This window comes from Corynebacterium lehmanniae, from assembly GCF_043161975.1.
GTDB lineage: Bacteria > Actinomycetota > Actinomycetes > Mycobacteriales > Mycobacteriaceae > Corynebacterium > Corynebacterium lehmanniae.
Genome location: NZ_CP170998.1, coordinates 315,113 through 332,931, shown reverse-complemented (window position 1 = coordinate 332,931; position 17,819 = coordinate 315,113). Strand labels below are relative to the sequence as shown.

The 17,819-nt window shown below is 53.1% G+C and carries 14 protein-coding genes and 1 tRNA gene; 5 read left to right on the top strand and 10 right to left on the bottom strand.

What is annotated here, in order from left to right; genetic code table 11:
• Position 1: 1 nt before the first annotated feature.
• Entirely contained in the window at positions 2–2,017 is a 2,016-nt protein-coding gene (locus ACF3NP_RS01600; RefSeq protein ID WP_392398868.1) for a glycosyltransferase, read from the top strand.
• Positions 2,017–2,667, top strand: a complete 651-nt coding sequence (locus ACF3NP_RS01595; RefSeq protein WP_392398867.1) for a hypothetical protein — start codon at positions 2,017–2,019, stop codon at positions 2,665–2,667. Before ACF3NP_RS01600 ends, ACF3NP_RS01595 begins: the two co-directional genes overlap by 1 nt.
• A 791-nt stretch (positions 2,668–3,458) precedes the next feature.
• On the opposite strand, the gene ACF3NP_RS01590 is transcribed toward ACF3NP_RS01595, so the two are convergent.
• The 4 genes from ACF3NP_RS01590 to ACF3NP_RS01575 are packed head-to-tail and all read right to left on the bottom strand — an operon-like array spanning position 3,459 to position 8,957.
• The gene (locus ACF3NP_RS01590) at positions 3,459–5,357 is read right to left on the bottom strand and encodes a glycosyltransferase (RefSeq protein ID WP_392398866.1); all 1,899 of its coding nucleotides are present in this window, start codon (positions 5,355–5,357) and stop codon (positions 3,459–3,461) included.
• Positions 5,357–7,165 carry a CgeB family protein gene (locus ACF3NP_RS01585; protein ID WP_392398865.1) on the bottom strand — a complete coding sequence of 603 codons (1,809 nt, stop codon included), beginning with the start codon at positions 7,163–7,165 and terminating at the stop codon, positions 5,357–5,359. Before ACF3NP_RS01585 ends, ACF3NP_RS01590 begins: the two co-directional genes overlap by 1 nt.
• Positions 7,166–7,216: 51 nt before the next feature.
• The gene (locus ACF3NP_RS01580) at positions 7,217–8,074 is read right to left on the bottom strand and encodes an ABC transporter ATP-binding protein (protein WP_392398864.1); all 858 of its coding nucleotides are present in this window, start codon (positions 8,072–8,074) and stop codon (positions 7,217–7,219) included.
• Positions 8,061–8,957, bottom strand: a complete 897-nt coding sequence (locus ACF3NP_RS01575; RefSeq protein WP_392398863.1) for an ABC transporter permease — start codon at positions 8,955–8,957, stop codon at positions 8,061–8,063. The genes ACF3NP_RS01580 and ACF3NP_RS01575 overlap by 14 nt, the downstream gene beginning before the upstream one ends.
• 80 nt (positions 8,958–9,037) lie before the next feature.
• Between ACF3NP_RS01575 and ACF3NP_RS01570 the strand changes: the two genes are divergently transcribed.
• Positions 9,038–10,924: a glycosyltransferase family protein gene (locus ACF3NP_RS01570; protein ID WP_392398862.1), complete on the top strand. Its 1,887-nt coding sequence runs from the start codon at positions 9,038–9,040 to the stop codon at positions 10,922–10,924.
• 2 nt (positions 10,925–10,926) lie between these two features.
• Positions 10,927–11,907: a hypothetical protein gene (locus ACF3NP_RS01565; RefSeq protein WP_392398861.1), complete on the top strand. Its 981-nt coding sequence runs from the start codon at positions 10,927–10,929 to the stop codon at positions 11,905–11,907.
• Here the strand turns inward: ACF3NP_RS01565 and ACF3NP_RS01560 are convergent.
• The 4 genes from ACF3NP_RS01560 to wecB form a co-directional block, all read right to left on the bottom strand.
• A complete protein-coding gene (locus tag ACF3NP_RS01560) occupies positions 11,902–12,960 on the bottom strand; it encodes a glycosyltransferase family 4 protein (RefSeq protein WP_392398860.1) in 1,059 nt (352 codons plus the stop codon). The genes ACF3NP_RS01565 and ACF3NP_RS01560 overlap by 6 nt on opposite strands.
• Before the next feature lie 284 nt (positions 12,961–13,244).
• A complete protein-coding gene (locus ACF3NP_RS01555) occupies positions 13,245–14,537 on the bottom strand; it encodes a glycosyltransferase family 4 protein (RefSeq protein ID WP_392398859.1) in 1,293 nt (430 codons plus the stop codon).
• A 30-nt stretch (positions 14,538–14,567) separates the two neighbouring features.
• Positions 14,568–14,641: transfer RNA gene (locus ACF3NP_RS01550), tRNA-Ile, on the bottom strand.
• A gap of 74 nt (positions 14,642–14,715) precedes the next feature.
• Complete coding sequence (wecB, locus tag ACF3NP_RS01545) at positions 14,716–15,843, bottom strand: non-hydrolyzing UDP-N-acetylglucosamine 2-epimerase (protein WP_392398858.1); 1,128 nt, start codon at positions 15,841–15,843, stop codon at positions 14,716–14,718.
• 186 nt (positions 15,844–16,029) lie between these two features.
• Between wecB and ACF3NP_RS01540 the strand changes: the two genes are divergently transcribed.
• Positions 16,030–16,302, top strand: coding sequence for a hypothetical protein (locus ACF3NP_RS01540; protein WP_392398857.1), 273 nt, complete (start codon positions 16,030–16,032; stop codon positions 16,300–16,302).
• 12 nt (positions 16,303–16,314) lie between these two features.
• Here the strand turns inward: ACF3NP_RS01540 and ACF3NP_RS01535 are convergent, their stop codons facing one another.
• Together ACF3NP_RS01535 and ACF3NP_RS01530 are read right to left on the bottom strand one after the other, a co-directional pair.
• A complete protein-coding gene (locus tag ACF3NP_RS01535) occupies positions 16,315–17,238 on the bottom strand; it encodes a Ppx/GppA phosphatase family protein (RefSeq protein WP_392398856.1) in 924 nt (307 codons plus the stop codon).
• Positions 17,235–17,798: a DUF501 domain-containing protein gene (locus ACF3NP_RS01530; RefSeq protein ID WP_392398855.1), complete on the bottom strand. Its 564-nt coding sequence runs from the start codon at positions 17,796–17,798 to the stop codon at positions 17,235–17,237. The genes ACF3NP_RS01535 and ACF3NP_RS01530 overlap by 4 nt, the downstream gene beginning before the upstream one ends.
• Positions 17,799–17,819 lie beyond the last annotated feature (21 nt).

Genomic DNA, 17,819 nt, shown 5'->3' with positions numbered 1-17,819 from the left:
CGTGAAGACCGTTTCTGTCGTCATTGGTTTTAAAGATTGGGGCCTCGATCGTCTCGGCGTTTCCTTAGCGTCTCTTGTCCCGCAGGTCGAGGACGCTGGTGGGGAGGTAATCGTTGTCGATTATGGATCCGCAGAACCAGAAGCTGTGCAGTCAGTTGTCGAATCCGCAAAAGCACGGTTGGTTCGAGTAGAGAATGGCGATCCTTGGTCGCGTTCGCGGGCGCTCAATGCAGGCTTCGCGGAATCGAACGGCAAGGTGCTAATTAGCACAGATGCCGACATGATCTTCACTCCGAATGCAATTTCGGGTATATTGCAACGTTTCGACTCGGCTACTTCTCGTGTTTGCATACTGCAGTGCAAGGATCTGCCTGAGCAGATGAACGCAGACTACTTTGCGACTTTGGATTCAATCGACTTCGAGAAGTGCGAGTCAGAATCTCTGTTCCGCCCTAGGTACGGGATGGGCGGTATGATCGCCTGCACCCGGGAGGCATTCCTCCGAGCTAGGGGATTCGATGAGAGAATGCACACGTACGGTGGCGAGGACATCGATTTCGCTCAAAGACTACGGAAGCTAGGATACCGGTTCGACTGGATCAACGATCCGCAAATCGCCATCTATCACATTTGGCATCCATCATCGAGAGCAGCGAGTGAGAGCTCCCAGGAAGGCTCGAACGCCATTCGCCGCAACTCAGAAATCCTGCTCAATGACCAAAGCCCCGTCAGGAACCTCACGCACTGGATGCACCGTCCCGCAGACGCGACCCCGTTGGTTTCTGTAGTTATTTCAACCAAGAATCGGGTCGGATATCTCAAAGAAGCCTTAGCCTCTGTATTCACGCAAACTGTCCAAGACTTTCAGCTGATAGTAATCGACGACGGATCGGATGACACAACTTGGGAGTTTCTAACGTCTATCCGGGATCCGCGAGTCACTATCCATCGGACAGAGGGCATAGGTCTGGCTGCAGCGAGAAATATCGGAACTGATCTAGCAACGGCAGAGTGGATCATCATTCACGACGATGATGACATAATGCTACCGACGCGAATCGAAGACCACTTCGCAGCCTTGACAGAAGATGTCGACGGCACATACGGGGGATGGGTCGATTTCGAGGACCGTCCCGGCGGTGCATTTGAGGTATTTCCTGGACGAAAGTTTTCGGAGGATGCAGTTCGATTCGGTGGCCAAGTCTACCTCCATCCGACATTGATGCTCCGCCGCTCTCTGATGCAGACAACGCGTTACGACGAAACTTTCCGATCGGGGTCTGACCTCAATATGGCGTTACGAATGCTTCGTAACGGGATGAGCTTGAAACATACCGGCAAATTGGCTATCCTGCGCCGCCTCCATGACAAGCAGGTGACACATGCGGATAGCTCGTATCAACGGGCGTCTTGGGCGACATCGAAACAGTTCGGCCACCCCAGCTCGTCGCTGCCACAAACCAAATTCAAGCGATCAAACGCAGACAAGCAATCACCCGCCGTCGAGGTAAGCAACAACATCCCCCGTACACTGCTTACCATGTACGGCCCAGATTCCTGGGCTAACAGAAAAGTCTTCGTTTATGGGAAAGATGTTGCAAAGCGCGAAACTCGCGTTCCTAACCTGTCAAACCTGTATTCGGTTCAAATACCCGGGAAGGATCAACATCAGGTTTGGGGTATCGCCGAAAACTCCAGCTGGAGCACAGTGTTCGACCTGGCTGATATCGGATACCAAATCGAATTTTTCGACAATAAATCAGCAACTGCGGACTGGCTGCTCAGGCGAGGACTTTGGAATTCAGTCGAAACGCTGATAGGTACCCCCGGCGTGTACCTGGTCAAGACTTCCAATGAGCCTGACGAGGAAGCTGACTATCCAGCGCTTGAGTTGGTTGCACCTGATGACGAACGTTTCTGGGTAAACATCTACAGCGTGGAACCGGAATTTGCTCCCGTTGTTTATGACTTAGTGGAAGATCAAGACTTCCTGTTGACGATTGAGGGTGAAAAGTAATGAAATTTAGCTATTCGTTTGATGACATCGTTGGATTCAGTCAAGTCTCTGCCATAGCTGAGGAATACGACGGAAGCCCGACGCCAAGAAAGCTCCAGAACGAATTCATTTCCCCCCGCCCTGTTTCCGCAAACTCCCTTGCTACCGCAGGTGTACTTGCCTTTGGGCCCTTCGTTGAAGGCAAGGTGACTGTTGATGGCGAAGTTGATAGACCTGTCGCCGAGGGTCTTCAAAACTTCCTCCGGCAGCCCTTTGTCCATTTTTCGAAAGTTAGCTTCCGGCCAAAGGAACCCAACCGACGTCCAAATCGGGCGCTTTTGAACACTGCGTCGAGTGAACTTGATCTGCCTGAAATAGCTAACGGGTTTGACCGAGATCGAGAGTTCCTACTTACATTCCACGACTCTAGCAAGCGTGTTGGATGGAGCATGGACCTGCCGAACATCGATATCCCCTCAAATGCCGGTGTTTTTGCTGCACATTTTGAGCCCTTCACTCGCGAATGGTGGGCACCGTTTATCGCCGCAACGGTACTTCTCGCTGAAGCCTTTGAGATCGGTACAGTTTGGCTCCCGGAGTTTAGAGGAACCGGTGATCGAGGGCTGAGAGACGTTTTACGCGCCATCGACATGCGTTTGGAGATCGGCTAAAATAATTAATTTTCATCTACTCACCGCCCTTTCATTGTGGTCTTCGCGATGAAAGGGCGGTGAGTCCATCAGCCCCATATTGCCTATGAGCATAGAGTCGCGTTTTCGAGAACTAAATAGCGAGCTCAGGAGCGCAGTGCCGATCGCAATTGCGTGGTCACATTTAACTAAACCGTGGTAAGTAGTGAGTAACGTGTCGGTGAGTACTCAGTTCCAGTCCGAGCAGAATTCTGATAGCTTTCTTGCGCTGAGAGCACCGGATTACCCGCCACATCCGTTAGAGCCAGCGGTGGTCACGCTAAAGGCCCGAGAAGCTCTCGCACCACCAACCATAACGCTCCGCAAACAGAGTAGTGGTGTCGCTGTCACGCTTGGCCAGCTAGTTCGTCGACCGGTACAGTCATGCTCATAGCCCGACGTTCCGATCGATTTTGATGGTGTGCCCACTCCGCCCGCTCGGCGTGACATCACGCCCCTGCTGGTGCTCTGGGGCGGCTACCCGACCGCTTTTCCGCCCCAGGTTGAAGGCTCCAGAAGGAGGGCATACGTTCAAGACGAACTGGGCAGGATGTTACCAATTACCCGCCCGAGCATTTCCCGAAACTCACCAACATATTACTAAATACGTGGTCTAAACACGATCACCCCTCAGGCGACGGTGTGTTAAGCATATAATCTCAATTCCGCTGAAGCTCCAAAGAGCGATCTGGCAGATTCGATTGCATGCGGACTCCACTCGGTTTCGTCCCGCAGGCGCGGGGTGGCCCTACACCGAGCTAACTTCGCTCAGTTTAGTTGCCGCTTTCGTAAAGCTGCGTCATCGCGTTCCTGCCTAGTTCTTGAAAGTACTGGAATCGTTTTAGATTCCTGCACGACAAAATAAAATCAACTAGTGCATGTCTATTACTGAAAATGAATTCTTCTGGGTAGAGAAAAGCCACTCCGGGCCACTTTCTGAAAACCCCCACGCCTCCAGCGAAGAAGATCTCCGTTGCAGAAACATGAGACCCCTCGATATCACTCATTGAGAGCACAAATCCAAATTTCGCCAGCTCATTCCGGGTATCAACCCACCCATCAAATTTGACTGCGTCGCCTAGCCCATTTTCGTCAATGTACTGCTTACATCGCTGATAATAGGCAACTTCGTCCGGGTTGCTCGCCACCCATGGCAACTCAGACGGATGTCTTCCAAAAAGAGTAAGCGTGTAGTTAGGATCATACTCGCGGAGTTCCGCGAGAACTTTGAGCGCTCGATCTAAACCTTTTAACTTCGGCACAATGCCCACCATTGCTAAGCGGTGGACTCGCCCGGGATCATCACCGCTTACATATTGGTCAATCGCCAAATAGTTTGGCCTGTACACGATTTTGGTTCTAGGAACATTAAATGACAGCTGGAGTTCGTCCATTAAGGCGGGTGCAATAACTATGAAGCGTTCGACGTTTTCGATCACGATATCTAAACCATAAGGCTTGTTAAGTTCGAATCGGTGAACGCGAATATACAAGCGCTGGTGCGGAAGCTTACGCTCTGAGTACCATATGGCATTGCCTAGCATCCATTCACAGAAGACTATATCCGCCCATGCAAGAAGCTCTTGACTCCGCGTTTCGTCATGCCGATCGTGATCGGACCAGTTATCGTATTTTATCGCGTAGACCTCTTTGAGCCGCGACACGGCCGGTTCTATGAACTTCATATCATGCCCGGCAATCACGACCCTCTGCTTTATCGACTCTAAAAAGGCATCGTACCGATCCTTGAGAATATGGTCCCGCACCTCACCGACACGTTCACGATAGATGTAGTCAGCAACCTCTGAGTGATTTCTTAAAAGGTCCCCGAAACGGCGAAATACCGTTCTGCTAAAACCAGTTTGGTTATTTTCAATCATACTTTCAATAGCAGATTGAAGGGCCACCTGTCCGCGAACGGCGAAGAAGTCGATGCCGATCTGTTCTAGGATTCGTTGCGCCCTAGACCACGCCACTACATGGTTGAGCATCTCGGAATCCTCATATCGCTGGGTTGCCGAGGTTTGACCGTGTTCCGGCCGAGCGTCATAGATGTATAGGGGCTCTTTGGAGTATTCGACTTTACCCAAAACCAGCGATTCGTACAGAAACACCGCGTCTTCCGCTAGGTGCAATTCTGACGGCCATGCCAATTCATTATCGACCAAGAACTTTCTCGAAAACACCGCGGTTGGAGTCGTGCTATGGAACCGGACAATGGCCTCAGCCCTCCCTCGGCGGGTACGCAGTTGTTGCCATCCATCAATCGTATTCATCACCCGATCCCCTTCGGCATCTCTGCGGACCAGCGGGGCCCGGACAAAATCAGCGCCCGTCTGGCGCGCGACGTCGATGGCCGAAATAGCTCCGTCGGGGAGAATTTGGTCGTCTGCATCTAGGTAAATGATGTATTCACCATCGGAAAGCCTCAGTCCAACGTTTCTAGGAGTAGACGGCGATCCTGAATTACTAGGCAGACGTTCCGCTATCACCCAATCCCTGGAATTTGCGAACTCCTCAATCCGACGAAAGGTACCGTCTGAAGAATGGTCATCAACCAGTACAACCTGTATATCCATCAACTTACGCAGCCGCGTTAGTGACATAAGGCAACGCTGAAATTTTGGACCAGGGTTGAAGATTGGGACAATAACGCTCACTATTGGAGACATCAATTGCTCCTGTCGACGAAGATCTGATCGAAGGGAGTTCCCGACAATTCGGATCCCAGCACTTCGTGAATCAATGCTGCAGGAACTATCGTTGGCCCGTTCAGATTACCCGATACAATCCTGTAGGTTTTTTGCTCGCCCTTCAAAAATGTGACTGGGCACGGCGAATACTGTGCATGCAAAAGCAAGTCCCCTATCACTTCACCGACGTCCTCCTGAGCGGGAAAACTCTCGACACGCGAAACCAAAAATTGGTCTACACCAACGTCTCCAAGCAACTCGTGCCCACGCTGCGCATCATCCCCAAGCCAAATCACCTGCACGCCGTCGCGGTTAAAATCTCTTAGCAGAAGACCAAATTCGAAAGGTTCCACCGAAGGTCCAACAGCTATTATTCGTTCCTTTACCGTGTTCGCGTCGAGATTACGCAACACATCAAATGCGTCGCTTGCCTTCCTGCTATCAGTTAGAAGGATCAATGCAGCTACCGTCGCCGTGGCCGATTCAAATGACAAGCCGGCTACCCGAGCGACCTTTTCCAATCGTTTCGCGTAAGTATGTTCGCTAAGGACCAAACGCAGATTGCTTCGACGGGATTCGTCCATTTCTGCCTTAGTCAGAGCAGTTAGAGCGCCCGGTGAACGATCGAGGTAGAGCACCGAGTCCCCGAACATCATGTCGATGCCTTTCGAATAATTGGACACAACAAACGTGTTGCAGGCCATAAGTTCGAAGATGCGACGAGCAAACATCGTTTCTGAGTTGCTCTCAGTGTTGATGGTAATTCCGATGGTGGACTCTTTATACACTCCAGCCATATCTTCCGCTGGAACCGGGGGATGAATATAGCGGGCAAAGCGAGCCGGATAGATGTGGGTGTCGTCATCCCGGAAGTAGAAATACCTATCGTAGATTTTGAGCTCACGGCCCGCGTGGACTACCGAATCAAAGATACGTTCCATATCCTCCGATCGTTGCCTATGATTTTCATACCATCCGCCAGCAAAGACGACATCATCCGTACGCTCGGCGAATTCGATCGGATTAAAAAGTTTAGGCTGCGCGGCGAACTGCAGAGTGTGGACACTCGGGTGACCAAACTCTTCCTTATACCGATGCACGCAGTCACTATCGGTTGTAAAAATATGGTCAAATTTCAGGGCTGTGTCTACAAAATTATGGGCTTTGTCGTCAAAATGTGACGGATCCTCCTTGTTCCAAAAAACTGTCGGAATACCCTCCCTTTTGCAATGCTCAAGAATCTCAAGCAGCACTTGTCGGTTCTCGTGCGAGAACTTTTCTGAAGCATAAATTTTTCCGCGCCAAGGCCGTAGATCTGAATCGTGACCGGCCCAAGCCGACTCACAGAAAAACAGATCGGGCGAGAGCTCGTGGAATTGCTGCTTCCAGCTCTCGGGAGTCAAAGCTGTGAGCTGGCATTCAGGAGCGAAACTGCGATAAGAGAACTCATCTAGTATGGCTGCAACCCGCAAGTCCTTTAAAGAAGTATCGCGGCTTGACTTCCGTCGCTCCGCGCGCGTGACTCGGGGCGCTGTATTCGCTTTCGCCGCAAGTCTACTTAATGCCCTTTGGCCAACCCGGGCACGTTCTGCCGCCCTCTGAGATTCACGCTCTAAGCGGACCAGTTTGACTACTTCCCCTGCGCCAATCAGCGTCAGACCAACCCCCTCCAATGCAGATCGGTAGCTGCGGGCGATAGTAGTTTGTCCAAGTCGGGAAACCACCATCGCTATGAAACCAACAGAGGTAAGGCCTAAGTTTAGTTGGAAAAAGCGGGGAAACTGCATGACCGCTACTTTACCTCGGAGCTCGCGCTACGAAAATCGCTATACGGTTTCCTAGGTTGTCCTGATTTCTAAAATGGGAAGCTCCGCTTGGACCTCCTCAAGGAACTCCAACGACTTTGAGTCCTCCCCTTTTCTCAGCAAATCTGAAAAATTAGAATACTGCGAAATAACCTCGTCTGTCGGCCCATCCGCGATCATATCGCCACGATGTATCCAGATACATCTGTCACAATTCCGCTTTACGGTATCCAACGCATGCGAGACTAGGAAAATGTTTCCGGCATCCTCTAGGAGGGAATCCATTCGCTTCTGCGCTTTAGCGCCGAAAGCCGAATCACCTGTTGAAAGAGCCTCGTCCACGAGCAAAATTTCCGGCCTCACGGCGGTAGAGATGGCGAAGCTTAGTTTTGACCCCATGCCCGAGGAATAGGTCCCCATCGGCCGTGTCGCAGCCTCGCCGAGCTCAGCCCACTCGATAATTTCAGGAACGGTGTCTCTAGCTTCTTCTGCCTGCATCCCAAGCGCAAGAAGGCCAAGATAGGCATTCTGCTCGCCTGTCAGCCAGCTTTGAAGGGCCGGTGCCACACCGAGGAGCGTTGGCTGGCTGGAAACATGGATCATTCCAGAAGTTGGTGCTTCGCTCCCCGAAACTATCCTAAGAAGGGTCGACTTCCCCGAACCATTGCGCCCGACAATACCGATCGATTCACCCTTACCAGCAACAAAGCTTACAGATCTAAGTGCATCCACGGTACGCGACCGATTTTGCCTCCCTAAACCCCTGCCAGCATTCGCGGATGCCCCTTTTAGTAGATAGTCTTTCCCAATGTTCTGCGCTACAACCGCCGGGTTATCTATGCGTGTAATCTCCCGTTCCACGGCGACGTTATCACGATTATTGACGGACATTAATATACCTTTCTTCGGCCCTCCAGAAGAAGACTAGGCCTACGAGCAGCAGCCCTACCCCCCAGGAAGCGAGAGTTAACCAACGGGCTAAAGAAGGGGCGGTGGAATAGAGGACGGCCCCTCGAACTGCGTCGAGAAAAAGGTACCCAGGGTTGAGGGAGAATAAATCATAGAGAAATGGTGAGTGCGCAAAGCGTTCCAGCGGGAAAAAGATTCCCGAGCTGAAGAACCAAGCGCGCAGCCCCACACTGATCAACACTTTAAAGTCCGGTAGAAATGATGTAATACGGGCAATAATGAACATTAAGCCGGTTCCAAATGCCCACATCAGTAAGGTGAGCGGCACGACTAGGATGATCGTCCAGGATAGAGGCTTTCCCCACTGGGTTCCAAGCGCAACAAAAACAGCGACTAGAAGCGCGGGAAGATTGTCGATCAGATATCGAAGCGATTGAGATAAAACCAGTGTCGCCTTAGGGAAGGAAAAAGCTTGAATGAGATTTTTAGACGTTTGAATCAATGACTGCCCGCCGTTGACCAAGGATGTCATAAAGCCGAAAAACGTCACTCCAAGGATTAAGAACCCTATGAAATTTTCAACACCACGAGACGTCTTTAGAAGGAAACCAAAAATCAAACCGTACATCGCCGCATCCAGCATTGGTTGTGCGATCAGCCAGAACCGCCACAGATGATAGCTCTTGGCGGTACGGAAGGCCCTGAATCGCGCATCCGTAACGATAAAATTCCGCCTCTCCCACAGTTGAGCTATGTATAACGGCAGGGAGGGCCGAACATTGAGTTTGCGCATGCCCCGCATACAAACCACCAGCGTTTCAGTGGGATTATCTTGGGTGGAAGCATGAGCTTGAGTGGTTCCCACTTGTGAGTGTCTTCGAAGCATTCCTGTTCTCCTCTCAACCTATGATCGAAATATTACTTAAGGGTAAGGAGCGAATTAAAATGATCAAGCTGTCTGCCACGCTTGAGGGAATGACACGGTCTGCAGCGACCACCGCCAAGCGTTTCATTCTGCAACACGCGCCTAGACCTGTTGTATACAATCTCCGACAGGCCCAGCGACTCTTAAAGCATAAAAAGATCCAACGCCTGTCAACGAGTGGTTTCCCCGCGGTCACGCTCGGCAGCAAATTTGCCACCCCAACAGTTGAGCCCCATTTCCCGTTCACTGTCGGGTGCATCCTAGATGAATTCTCTCTCGCTGCCTGGGGACCGGAATTTACGCTAATCCCTTTAGACCCAGGCGCTACAGTACCCCCAGTGGATTTTGTGCTAGTTGAAGCGGCGTGGGCCGGCAATGGCGGCAAATGGCAATATCAGCTCACGGGGCAGAATGCCCCATCCCCCGCTCTGCGTGAAATTATTAGGCAATGCAAGCATCGCGGAATACCCACCATTTTCTGGAATAAAGAAGATCCCGCCCACTTCGAGGATTTCAAAGGCACCGCCGCGCTATTCGATTTTATCGCAACCACCGATTCGAATACACTACCGAAGTACGAACGACTCTTCCCGTCTGCGAAAATATTCACTCTTCCTTTCGCAGCTCAACCGGCGATTCAAAATCCGGCTAGAAACGGGTTTCCTGAAGAGTCCGGTGACATAGCCTTCGCAGGCACGTATTTCCGACACAAATTCCCCGAACGTCGCCGCCAAATGGACGTCTTATTGTCTGCGGCTCATCGCATCAGCCAGCAGTCCGATACAAATTTCACTATCTTTTCTCGCCATGCCGGCGGCGATTCTAAGTATCAGTTCCCATTTAAATGGCACGAACATGTAGTCGGATCACTCCCCTATCCGGAAATGCTGTCGGCGTATCGTTCCTTCAAAGTCTTTCTCAATGTAAATTCTGTGACGGAAAGCCCTAGCATGTGTGCACGGCGAATATTTGAAATCGCCGCGTCCGGTACGCCTGTAGTAAGTACCGAATCAAAAGCTTTGCGGAACTTCTTCACTGCAGAAGAGGTTCCATCGGCTCACTCTGGGGACGCTGAGCTAATCCTACGCGCCCAAGTTGAGTCTGAAATGCTACGCCGCCGAACTGCTCACCTCGCCCTGAGGCGGGTTTGGGAGGAACACACTTATCAGCACCGGGCCAGCGCGCTAGTCCAAGCGCTGGAACTACCTAGCACTGGTATATCGACCCCTCTGGTAAGCATCATTTGTTCTACCAACCGTGACACTGAGTTGACACATCTTCTTCAACAAGTCGCTTGGCAAACCTACCAGGATATTGAGCTAATAGTTTTAGGTCATGGAATCCAGCTTTCCCCTGACCTCGAAGAGCGGGCGAATAGACTTGGGATCTCACGAATTAAGGTGCTGCACCGAAAAGAGTCGGTAAGTTTGGGAGAGTGCCTAAACGACTTAGTAGCAGCAACTTCAGGCAAGATCGTCGCGAAGTTTGATGACGATGACTACTATTTGCCTAATTACCTACGCGACCAAGTCAATACGTTGATCAATATGAACGCAGACTTAGTGGGGAAAGGGTCAATTTACTTCTATTTGCCAGGTTTCGACGTCATCGCACGGCGCTGGAAGCACCAAGAACATCTTTGGCGGAATTTCGTTGCTGGCGCCACTTTCGTCGGGTGGAGAAACGTGTTCGCTGAAACTCCATTTGCAGACCGCACAAAGGGTGAAGATAGCGATTTCTTGATGAAGCTTGAGCGCAAGGGACGCAAGGTCTATTCTGCGGACAGCTTCAACTACGTCTGTATCCGCGGAAATGACAGGCACACTTGGCAGATATCCGAGACAGAGATCCTTGCTTACTCCGAAATAGAGACGCTAGGAAAGAATCTAAGACACGTAGAGGTATAGACGTGCAACTTTCATACGAAAAGAAACGTGCATACCGGCGCCAGTTGATGCAGGCACGTCGCGCCATCTCCGGCTTGGTCGCGACGTACCAAACACCTGGGCTCTTCTCCGAGCCTAGAGAATCAAAATTGGCTAGAGACCGAGCAGTCGGCTTCTTCCCAACAATACAAAGAGCATGGCCGACAGCCAATGCATTTCTAGAATCGCAGCGCATCCGACAGGGCGTGCATTCTGTATGGCACCACGGCTTACCGATAGATTTCGAGCTAACTCGATCCCAAGCGGACGTTTTACTTGTTGTGTTTCACGGTGCCCTTGAGTTAAACGCCACACTGCCAATTTTTCCTGGTTCAAATTTGGCCAGTGGGCTCCGAGTATCAAGACTCGCCTTCACAGACCCTAGCCTCTATCTTTCACCGCTGCTACCGCTCGCTTGGCATGCGGGTAATGAGTTTCAGCCAGATTTGCCAAAACTGACAACCAAGATAATTCGCAAGATCGCGCGATCCATACGAGCTAAACGTATTGTGCTTTTTGGTTCCTCAGGTGGAGGATTCGCCTCGCTTATCCAAGCTGCTGCGTTCCCAGAAGCCAAAGTGCTTATCGCCAACGCCCAGACCAACGTGCTTCTCTACCACGACGATCACGTTCAGAAATACCTTGATATTGCTTGGAACGGCGACCGCGAAGCGTTCATAGCTGCCGGTTACAGCTCTGCGATTGAGAGGCTGAGTGCTGCAGACTCCACCCCCCCAGTGCTTTACATGCAGAACTCTACCGACGAATTCCACATCCGCAGACATCTGAATCCGTTTGTGCAGGAGTTGGGCTCCGATTTAGACTTGAGACTACTTAAAGACAATTGGGGCAACGGCCACATCGCTCCGCCAAAGTCTGTCTTTCGTGCCGCGCTTGAAGCAGTTGTGGTAAACGACAACTTGGCACTGGAAAGGCTTGGTTTCATCCCCTTTAAAACGTTATAGCGCCTCGTATAGCTTCCTATATTTTTGTGCTGCGTCGGCCCACGTAAATAATTTTGGTGGAGGAGGTGCGGGATTCTGCAGTGCATTGTTGACGGCTACCGCGATGCCTTGCGGGAACCCCGGACGCACGTATCGTTCCGTGCCACCTGTTACTTCACGTAGAGCTGGTAGGTTGCTGGCAACGATTGGAATGCCGAACGCTTGAGCCTGCAATGTCTTTATAGGGGTAACGGTGCGGGTCACCAGCGATTCTTTGCGGGGGACGACGAAAACATCAAGGGCGCTGTAGAACTTCGCTATATCGTCATGTGAATGGCGACCGACAAACACAACCCGATCTTCCAGTTGCTCAGTTTTAGCAAGCTTACGGAGAGTTGACAATGAATTGCCGTCACCAACCAAAAGAACTGAGACATCGCTGGGCAGGTAGTGCAGTGCACAGATTAGATCATCAAATCCTTCATATTCAACGAGCGAGCTTACAGCGCCGATATAGCGCCGTGGAGGTAGTCCGAGCTTGCGTTGCGCCATCTCAACTGCAATACGCTGAGCAGGCCATTGCTCGTCCACAGCATTTGGCACTACTATCATCTCTCTTCCGACGACCCCACGCTTGCGAAGCGAATCGGCGGATACTTCGCTCAGCGTAACCACCGCTGCTGCTGCACGCATCGCTTCTTCCTCTTTTGACCGGGAGGCATTGAAAAAGGCAGTCATCAGCGGGGCAGATCCAGGGGGCTGCTTCGCTGCCCATGTCGCCTCTGGCTCACCCCGTACTTCATAAATCCAGGGAATCCCCAGCTCACGTGCAGCAAGGGATGCCGCAGCCGCATTTGGCCACGGAGTTGTTGCATGGATGACCGTAGAATCACGGCGTTTCGCCTCACAAACGATCCACTTTGCGTATTCCCGTATCTGAGATTTGAACGAAACAGGGAAGACAGATGGAAGAACTCGACTGTAAGTAATCCCGTCTTGGAGTTCGCTAGTTCCCGTGGGGAATCGCCCGATGTTGACGGGGTAGCCTATCCGAGTAAGCGCCGATACTTTCATTCCTGCGCCTCTCTGGGCCGTCAAGATGTGATGGCTCCGAATCGCATATCCACCAGTCGAATGTGGTAGCGAATTCGTCAAGATATGAAGTGGCGCCACGGCGGCTCCACCAGTAGGCGAGGGTATGATAGGCACGCGGAAATCGCTCTGACGGTGATCCGGAGGCGGTGGCCAATTAAACGTGTGGCCTAGAAGGCGGCTACTCACCTTTGAAGCAAAAGCGTGCGGGGACCGCGTTAACTGCACGATATAATTGCTTGCTGCTAGTGGGAGGTATTTTGATCTCATTGGTGCGTTTTGTACACCCATTCAACACACTCCATAATAGTTGCTGGCGCGACAACTTCCTGGTTGTGACGCACCCACCTTCTCCCGGTATCGGATACTTGGAGCATTGACCGGTTTTCCGCGAGACCAACCCATAGTTGAGCGAGGGCTTCAGGACTTTCAGGTTCAACTACGTCGCCCGCTTTCAGCCTCCGGATGATGTCGGCGGTTTCGCCTTGGACTACGCCCGAGATATGAAGGCCCTGATTCATCAGTTCGTACGTCTTCGACGGTACAGCCTCAACAAGCGGACTCCAGTCAGTAAGGTGCACAAGGGCGGTGTCAGCCCACTCGTAACATTCTCGAAGCAGTTCCGCGCTTCGGTAGCTCTCGAACGTGGCTTCAATGCCCAAGCGATCTGCTAATTCCACAAGCTCACATTTTGCAGCTCCAGCTCCAACGAACCTTAGACGCACGTGCACACCAGCAAGCTCCGCCTCTTTCGCTGCCCAGAGCGCATTTGCAAGATTTTGCGCGCGCCCGAGAGTCCCAGCATAAAGAACGTTCAATGTATCGTTAGGGCCATCGAGAAGAGGCTCCTTCGCAATTAGGGTTTCGGGAGGAAAAACGTTCCGCACGGTATAAGTTTTTTGGGATTCTGGATAGCGAGCCTGCAATTTTTTCTCTAGTCGGCTCGAGGTTGATATAACTGCGGAGGCATGTTTCAGCACCTGATTAAGCCATATGTTCGCAATACCAACCGCAATCTGAAGAGGTCCTTTCGAAAGAATCCGCTGACGTAGCGAAGGTTCACCCATCGCAGCATTCCAACGATCGGAAACGGTTAGCAATTCTGGCCAGGCATCACGCAGATCAATTACATATGGTGCCTTGAACCGCCGTGCGGCTAATGCAGCCACAAAAGCCGTAGGTATAGCTGGGACGGTACCAATCACTAAATCGGGCTGAAACCCGGCGAGTTTCCCTGGTCTTCGGACGATCACGTGAATGGCCCCAGCAGCAACGGCAATCTGATTGAGGGCTTTCTGAGAGATCGAGTCGCCTCCCGGCACGTAACCAGAGCGAAGAACCACCCGATTAGAGTTTATTTCGCAACTATCCTCCTTAGAGCGATACCCCTTTTCTGCGAGCCATTCCTTGAATGAAACTCGACGCTTGTAGTGTGGCGGAGGCGCCACAACGAACAATTCGTGCCCTGCTTTTTCCAGCACGTTGGCTAGCCAGGACCAGCGTCGTTGTGGCACCCCGTTCTCAGGCTCCCAATATTGGCTAATTAGGAGGATGCGCATTTGACTTTTCCTCCCGCCAACTAGTGATTGTGGGGCCAGCGGGGCTCGAACCCGCGACCAGCGGATTATGAGTCCGCGGCTCTAACCGACTGAGCTATAGCCCCTATTTGCAATTTGCCGCTAACAACTATAACCCCCACATCCCCGCACACAACAACTCTCGAGCCTTCAGCACTACCTAGGGCTCAAACTGAGGCATTCGTCTTCCTACCCCAACCAACTCGGCGATTGCGGCAATCACCCGCGACGACGCTTTCCCGTCGCCGTAAGGGTTTACCGCGTTCGCCATCACTTCGTAAGCCCTCTTGTCATCGAGAAGTGTCCGAGCTTCCTCCACAATTCGCTTTCGATCTGTACCTACAAGCTTGACCGTTCCGGCGACAATTGCCTCTGGTCGTTCGGTATTCTCACGCATTACTAGCACCGGTTTACCCAACGACGGTGCTTCTTCCTGAATCCCGCCCGAATCGGTCAGCACTAGGTATGAACGAGCCATTAGCGCGGTAAACTGATCGTAGGGTAACGGATCAGTGATAATTACGTTTGAGTTGTCCTCTACTTCCGGAAGGACTGCCTCCCGCACTCTGGGATTAAGGTGAAGTGGAAGAGTGAATACGCAATTGGGATATGTTTTTGCTAAGTCTTGAATCGCGCCGCCGATTTCCTTCATTGCATTGAGGTTTTCTCGGCGATGGGTAGTCAGGAGCACAACACGTTTGTCATTTCGCCGCAACTCCTCAAGTCTCGGATCCTCAAATGAAACATCCCAAGTTGATGCTGCCAGCAAGGCGTCGATCACTGTATTACCTGTAACCACAATGTCTTCGGCGGGAAAACTCTCTCGTCGTAAGTTCTCCAGTGACACGTTCGTCGGAGCCAAATGCAAGCTAGCAACTTGTCCTATAATCCTCCGGTTCGCTTCCTCAGGAAATGGAGAAGAGATATCTTGCGTGCGCAATCCCGCCTCAAGATGGACGACTCGAACCCCCCTATTAAAGCCAGCGAGCGCTGCGGCCATAGCAGTCGAGGTATCGCCCTGAGAAATAATAATGTCAGGCTTCTCTTTTGTTATTAGAGCGTCAAGACCTTCTAATGCACGCCACACTAATTCATTTAGTGACTGACCAGGCTTCATCAGGGCCAAGTCGTAATCTGGCTTGATTCCAAACCGTGCATTCACTTGTTCAAGCATTTCACGGTGTTGACCTGTCGAGATTACGACTAAGTCAAACCGAGGATCTCCTCGCAATGCGCTCACAACTGGGGCGATTTTTATTGCCTCTGGCCGGGTGCCATAAACCGTCATAATCCTAGGCTTCGGAGACATAACTTCAATATCTCTTAAACTGAAAGCGAATGCTAAACATTCTATTAAAGCTAGTACATTCGGCAAAAACTAGCAGAAAACGATGCTCGGCACGCCTAACCGCACGCGCGACTTTTACCGTTGCTATACAACTGCTCTTGCCGTTTTCCTTTAGTCTGGGGAGCCATGTACCAATACGTCGTCGGGGCCGCCGCCGGGTATGTGCTCGGCACGAAAGCCGGCCGAAAACGTTACCACCAGATCGTTAATGCCGCGCAGGCTGTCGCCAACTCGCCAGTGACCAAGCAAGTCACCGCCTCTGCTCGTCGGGCTATCGCGAACAAGATTGACCCAGAGCCGCGCATGCGCGAGGTGAAGGACTTGCGCAAGGGCAAGAAGCTCCGCAGCGGTTCGGACAAGCAGATCGAGGACACGATCTACGAGCCGGACCAGGACTAGAAGCATCCGCCCCTAGTGTTGGGCAAGGCCTTCGACGATCCCGTCGAGGATGTCCTTCTCGCTGATGACGAAACTGGTCGCGCCGGTTTCGCGTTCGAAGGCGTCCATGAGCTGCTCCACCACGGTGGAACCGGAGCCGATCACGTCGGCACGGCCGGGGTGGACCACCGGGTTCTCACGACGTTGCTCCGCGGATTTGGCGCGCAGGTCAGCGGTCACCTCACGCAGCCGGCCGAAGGGGATCTCCGACATGTGGATGCGCTCGGGGTCGTAGGATTCCAGCCCTTGCGCTAGCGCGGAGAGCGTGGTGAAGGTGCCGGCGCAGCCGACGAACGTTCCCGCCTTAGCGAAAGGCACGGTGGCGGAAGCGGTGGTGACGTTGGCGTCGATAAGCTTTCTTGCCTCGGCGGTCTCCTCTGCTGTGGGCGGGTCGGTGCGCATGATGCGCTCGGTGATGCGCACACACCCCATTTGGGTGGACACGGCGTGGCCCTCCATGACGAGCTCGGTGGAGCCGCCACCGAGATCAATCACGCAGAACGGTCCGCGGGCGGGGTCGATGTCCGCGGTGGCGCCGACGAACGAGAGCGCCGCTTCTTCCTCGCCGGAGATGACCTCCGCGACTGCACCGGGCTGGATCTGGCCGAGGAGGTCCCGGGTCATGGCGAAGAAGTCCTCGCGGTTGGCGGCGTCGCGGGTGGCGGAGGTGGCCACCATGCGCACGCGGGTGACGTGTTCGCGCTGCATCTCGTCGACGTAGTCCGCAAGTGCTGCGCGGGTGCGCTCGATGGCCTCTGGCGCGAATCGACCCGTCTCGTCGACACCCTGTCCGAGGCGGACGATCGTGTTGCGGCGAGAGACCTCGCCGGTATCCGTGTCGTGGATGAGCAGGCGGATGGAGTTGGTGCCGCAGTCCACTGCAGCCACGCGCGTCATGCCAGCCCCTCCCCTGCTTCGGCGAGGGTGATGCCGAGGTCCTCGAGCGTGGGCCAGTCAGCGGGGATGGCGGTGCCGCGGAGGTCGCCGTGCTCGGCGGCCAAGGCCACGGCTTCGGTGCCGAAGCGGACGCGCTCCGGGCCTTCGGCGAGGGCGTAGGCGATGAGCACGTGGAGGCACTTCACGCGCTCCGGCATGCCGCCGCCGGAGAAGTCGGTGCCCAGGTCCTCGATGGCGTTACGCTCGGCGAGGAAGTGCTCGTGGGCTGCCTGGTAGTCGGCACGCAGATCATCGTCCTCGTCGCTGTCGGCGTTGAGGCGGTTTTCCATCCACTTCATCACCTGTGCAACCTCGAGGCGGGAAGCTTCGGCGGTCAGGCGCGGGTCGGTGAGGTAGTAGAGGGTGGGAAACGGGGTGCCGTCGTCAAGTTTGGGCGCGGTCTTCACCACTGCCGGTTGGTTGTCCGGGGTGGTGTACGCAATGGCGAGCACGCCGCGCGGGGTGCGGCCGAGCTGCTCGGCGACGATGGCGAGCTGTTCGTCTGTGGGAGGAGTGTGCATGCGGGCCATTGTCCCACACGC

Excerpts from the sequence above, each read along its gene's own strand:
- ACF3NP_RS01595 (WP_392398867.1), top strand. The coding sequence starts at position 2,017 with ATGAAATTTAGCTATTCGTTTGATGACATCGTTGGATTCAGTCAAGTC.
- ACF3NP_RS01590 (WP_392398866.1), bottom strand. The coding sequence starts at position 5,357 with ATGTCTCCAATAGTGAGCGTTATTGTCCCAATCTTCAACCCTGGTCCA.
- ACF3NP_RS01585 (WP_392398865.1), bottom strand. The coding sequence starts at position 7,165 with ATGCAGTTTCCCCGCTTTTTCCAACTAAACTTAGGCCTTACCTCTGTT.
- ACF3NP_RS01580 (WP_392398864.1), bottom strand. The coding sequence starts at position 8,074 with ATGTCCGTCAATAATCGTGATAACGTCGCCGTGGAACGGGAGATTACA.
- ACF3NP_RS01570 (WP_392398862.1), top strand. The coding sequence starts at position 9,038 with ATGATCAAGCTGTCTGCCACGCTTGAGGGAATGACACGGTCTGCAGCG.
- ACF3NP_RS01560 (WP_392398860.1), bottom strand. The coding sequence starts at position 12,960 with ATGAAAGTATCGGCGCTTACTCGGATAGGCTACCCCGTCAACATCGGG.
- ACF3NP_RS01555 (WP_392398859.1), bottom strand. The coding sequence starts at position 14,537 with ATGCGCATCCTCCTAATTAGCCAATATTGGGAGCCTGAGAACGGGGTG.
- wecB (WP_392398858.1), bottom strand. The coding sequence starts at position 15,843 with ATGACGGTTTATGGCACCCGGCCAGAGGCAATAAAAATCGCCCCAGTT.
- ACF3NP_RS01540 (WP_392398857.1), top strand. The coding sequence starts at position 16,030 with ATGTACCAATACGTCGTCGGGGCCGCCGCCGGGTATGTGCTCGGCACG.
- ACF3NP_RS01535 (WP_392398856.1), bottom strand. The coding sequence starts at position 17,238 with ATGACGCGCGTGGCTGCAGTGGACTGCGGCACCAACTCCATCCGCCTG.
- ACF3NP_RS01530 (WP_392398855.1), bottom strand. The coding sequence starts at position 17,798 with ATGCACACTCCTCCCACAGACGAACAGCTCGCCATCGTCGCCGAGCAG.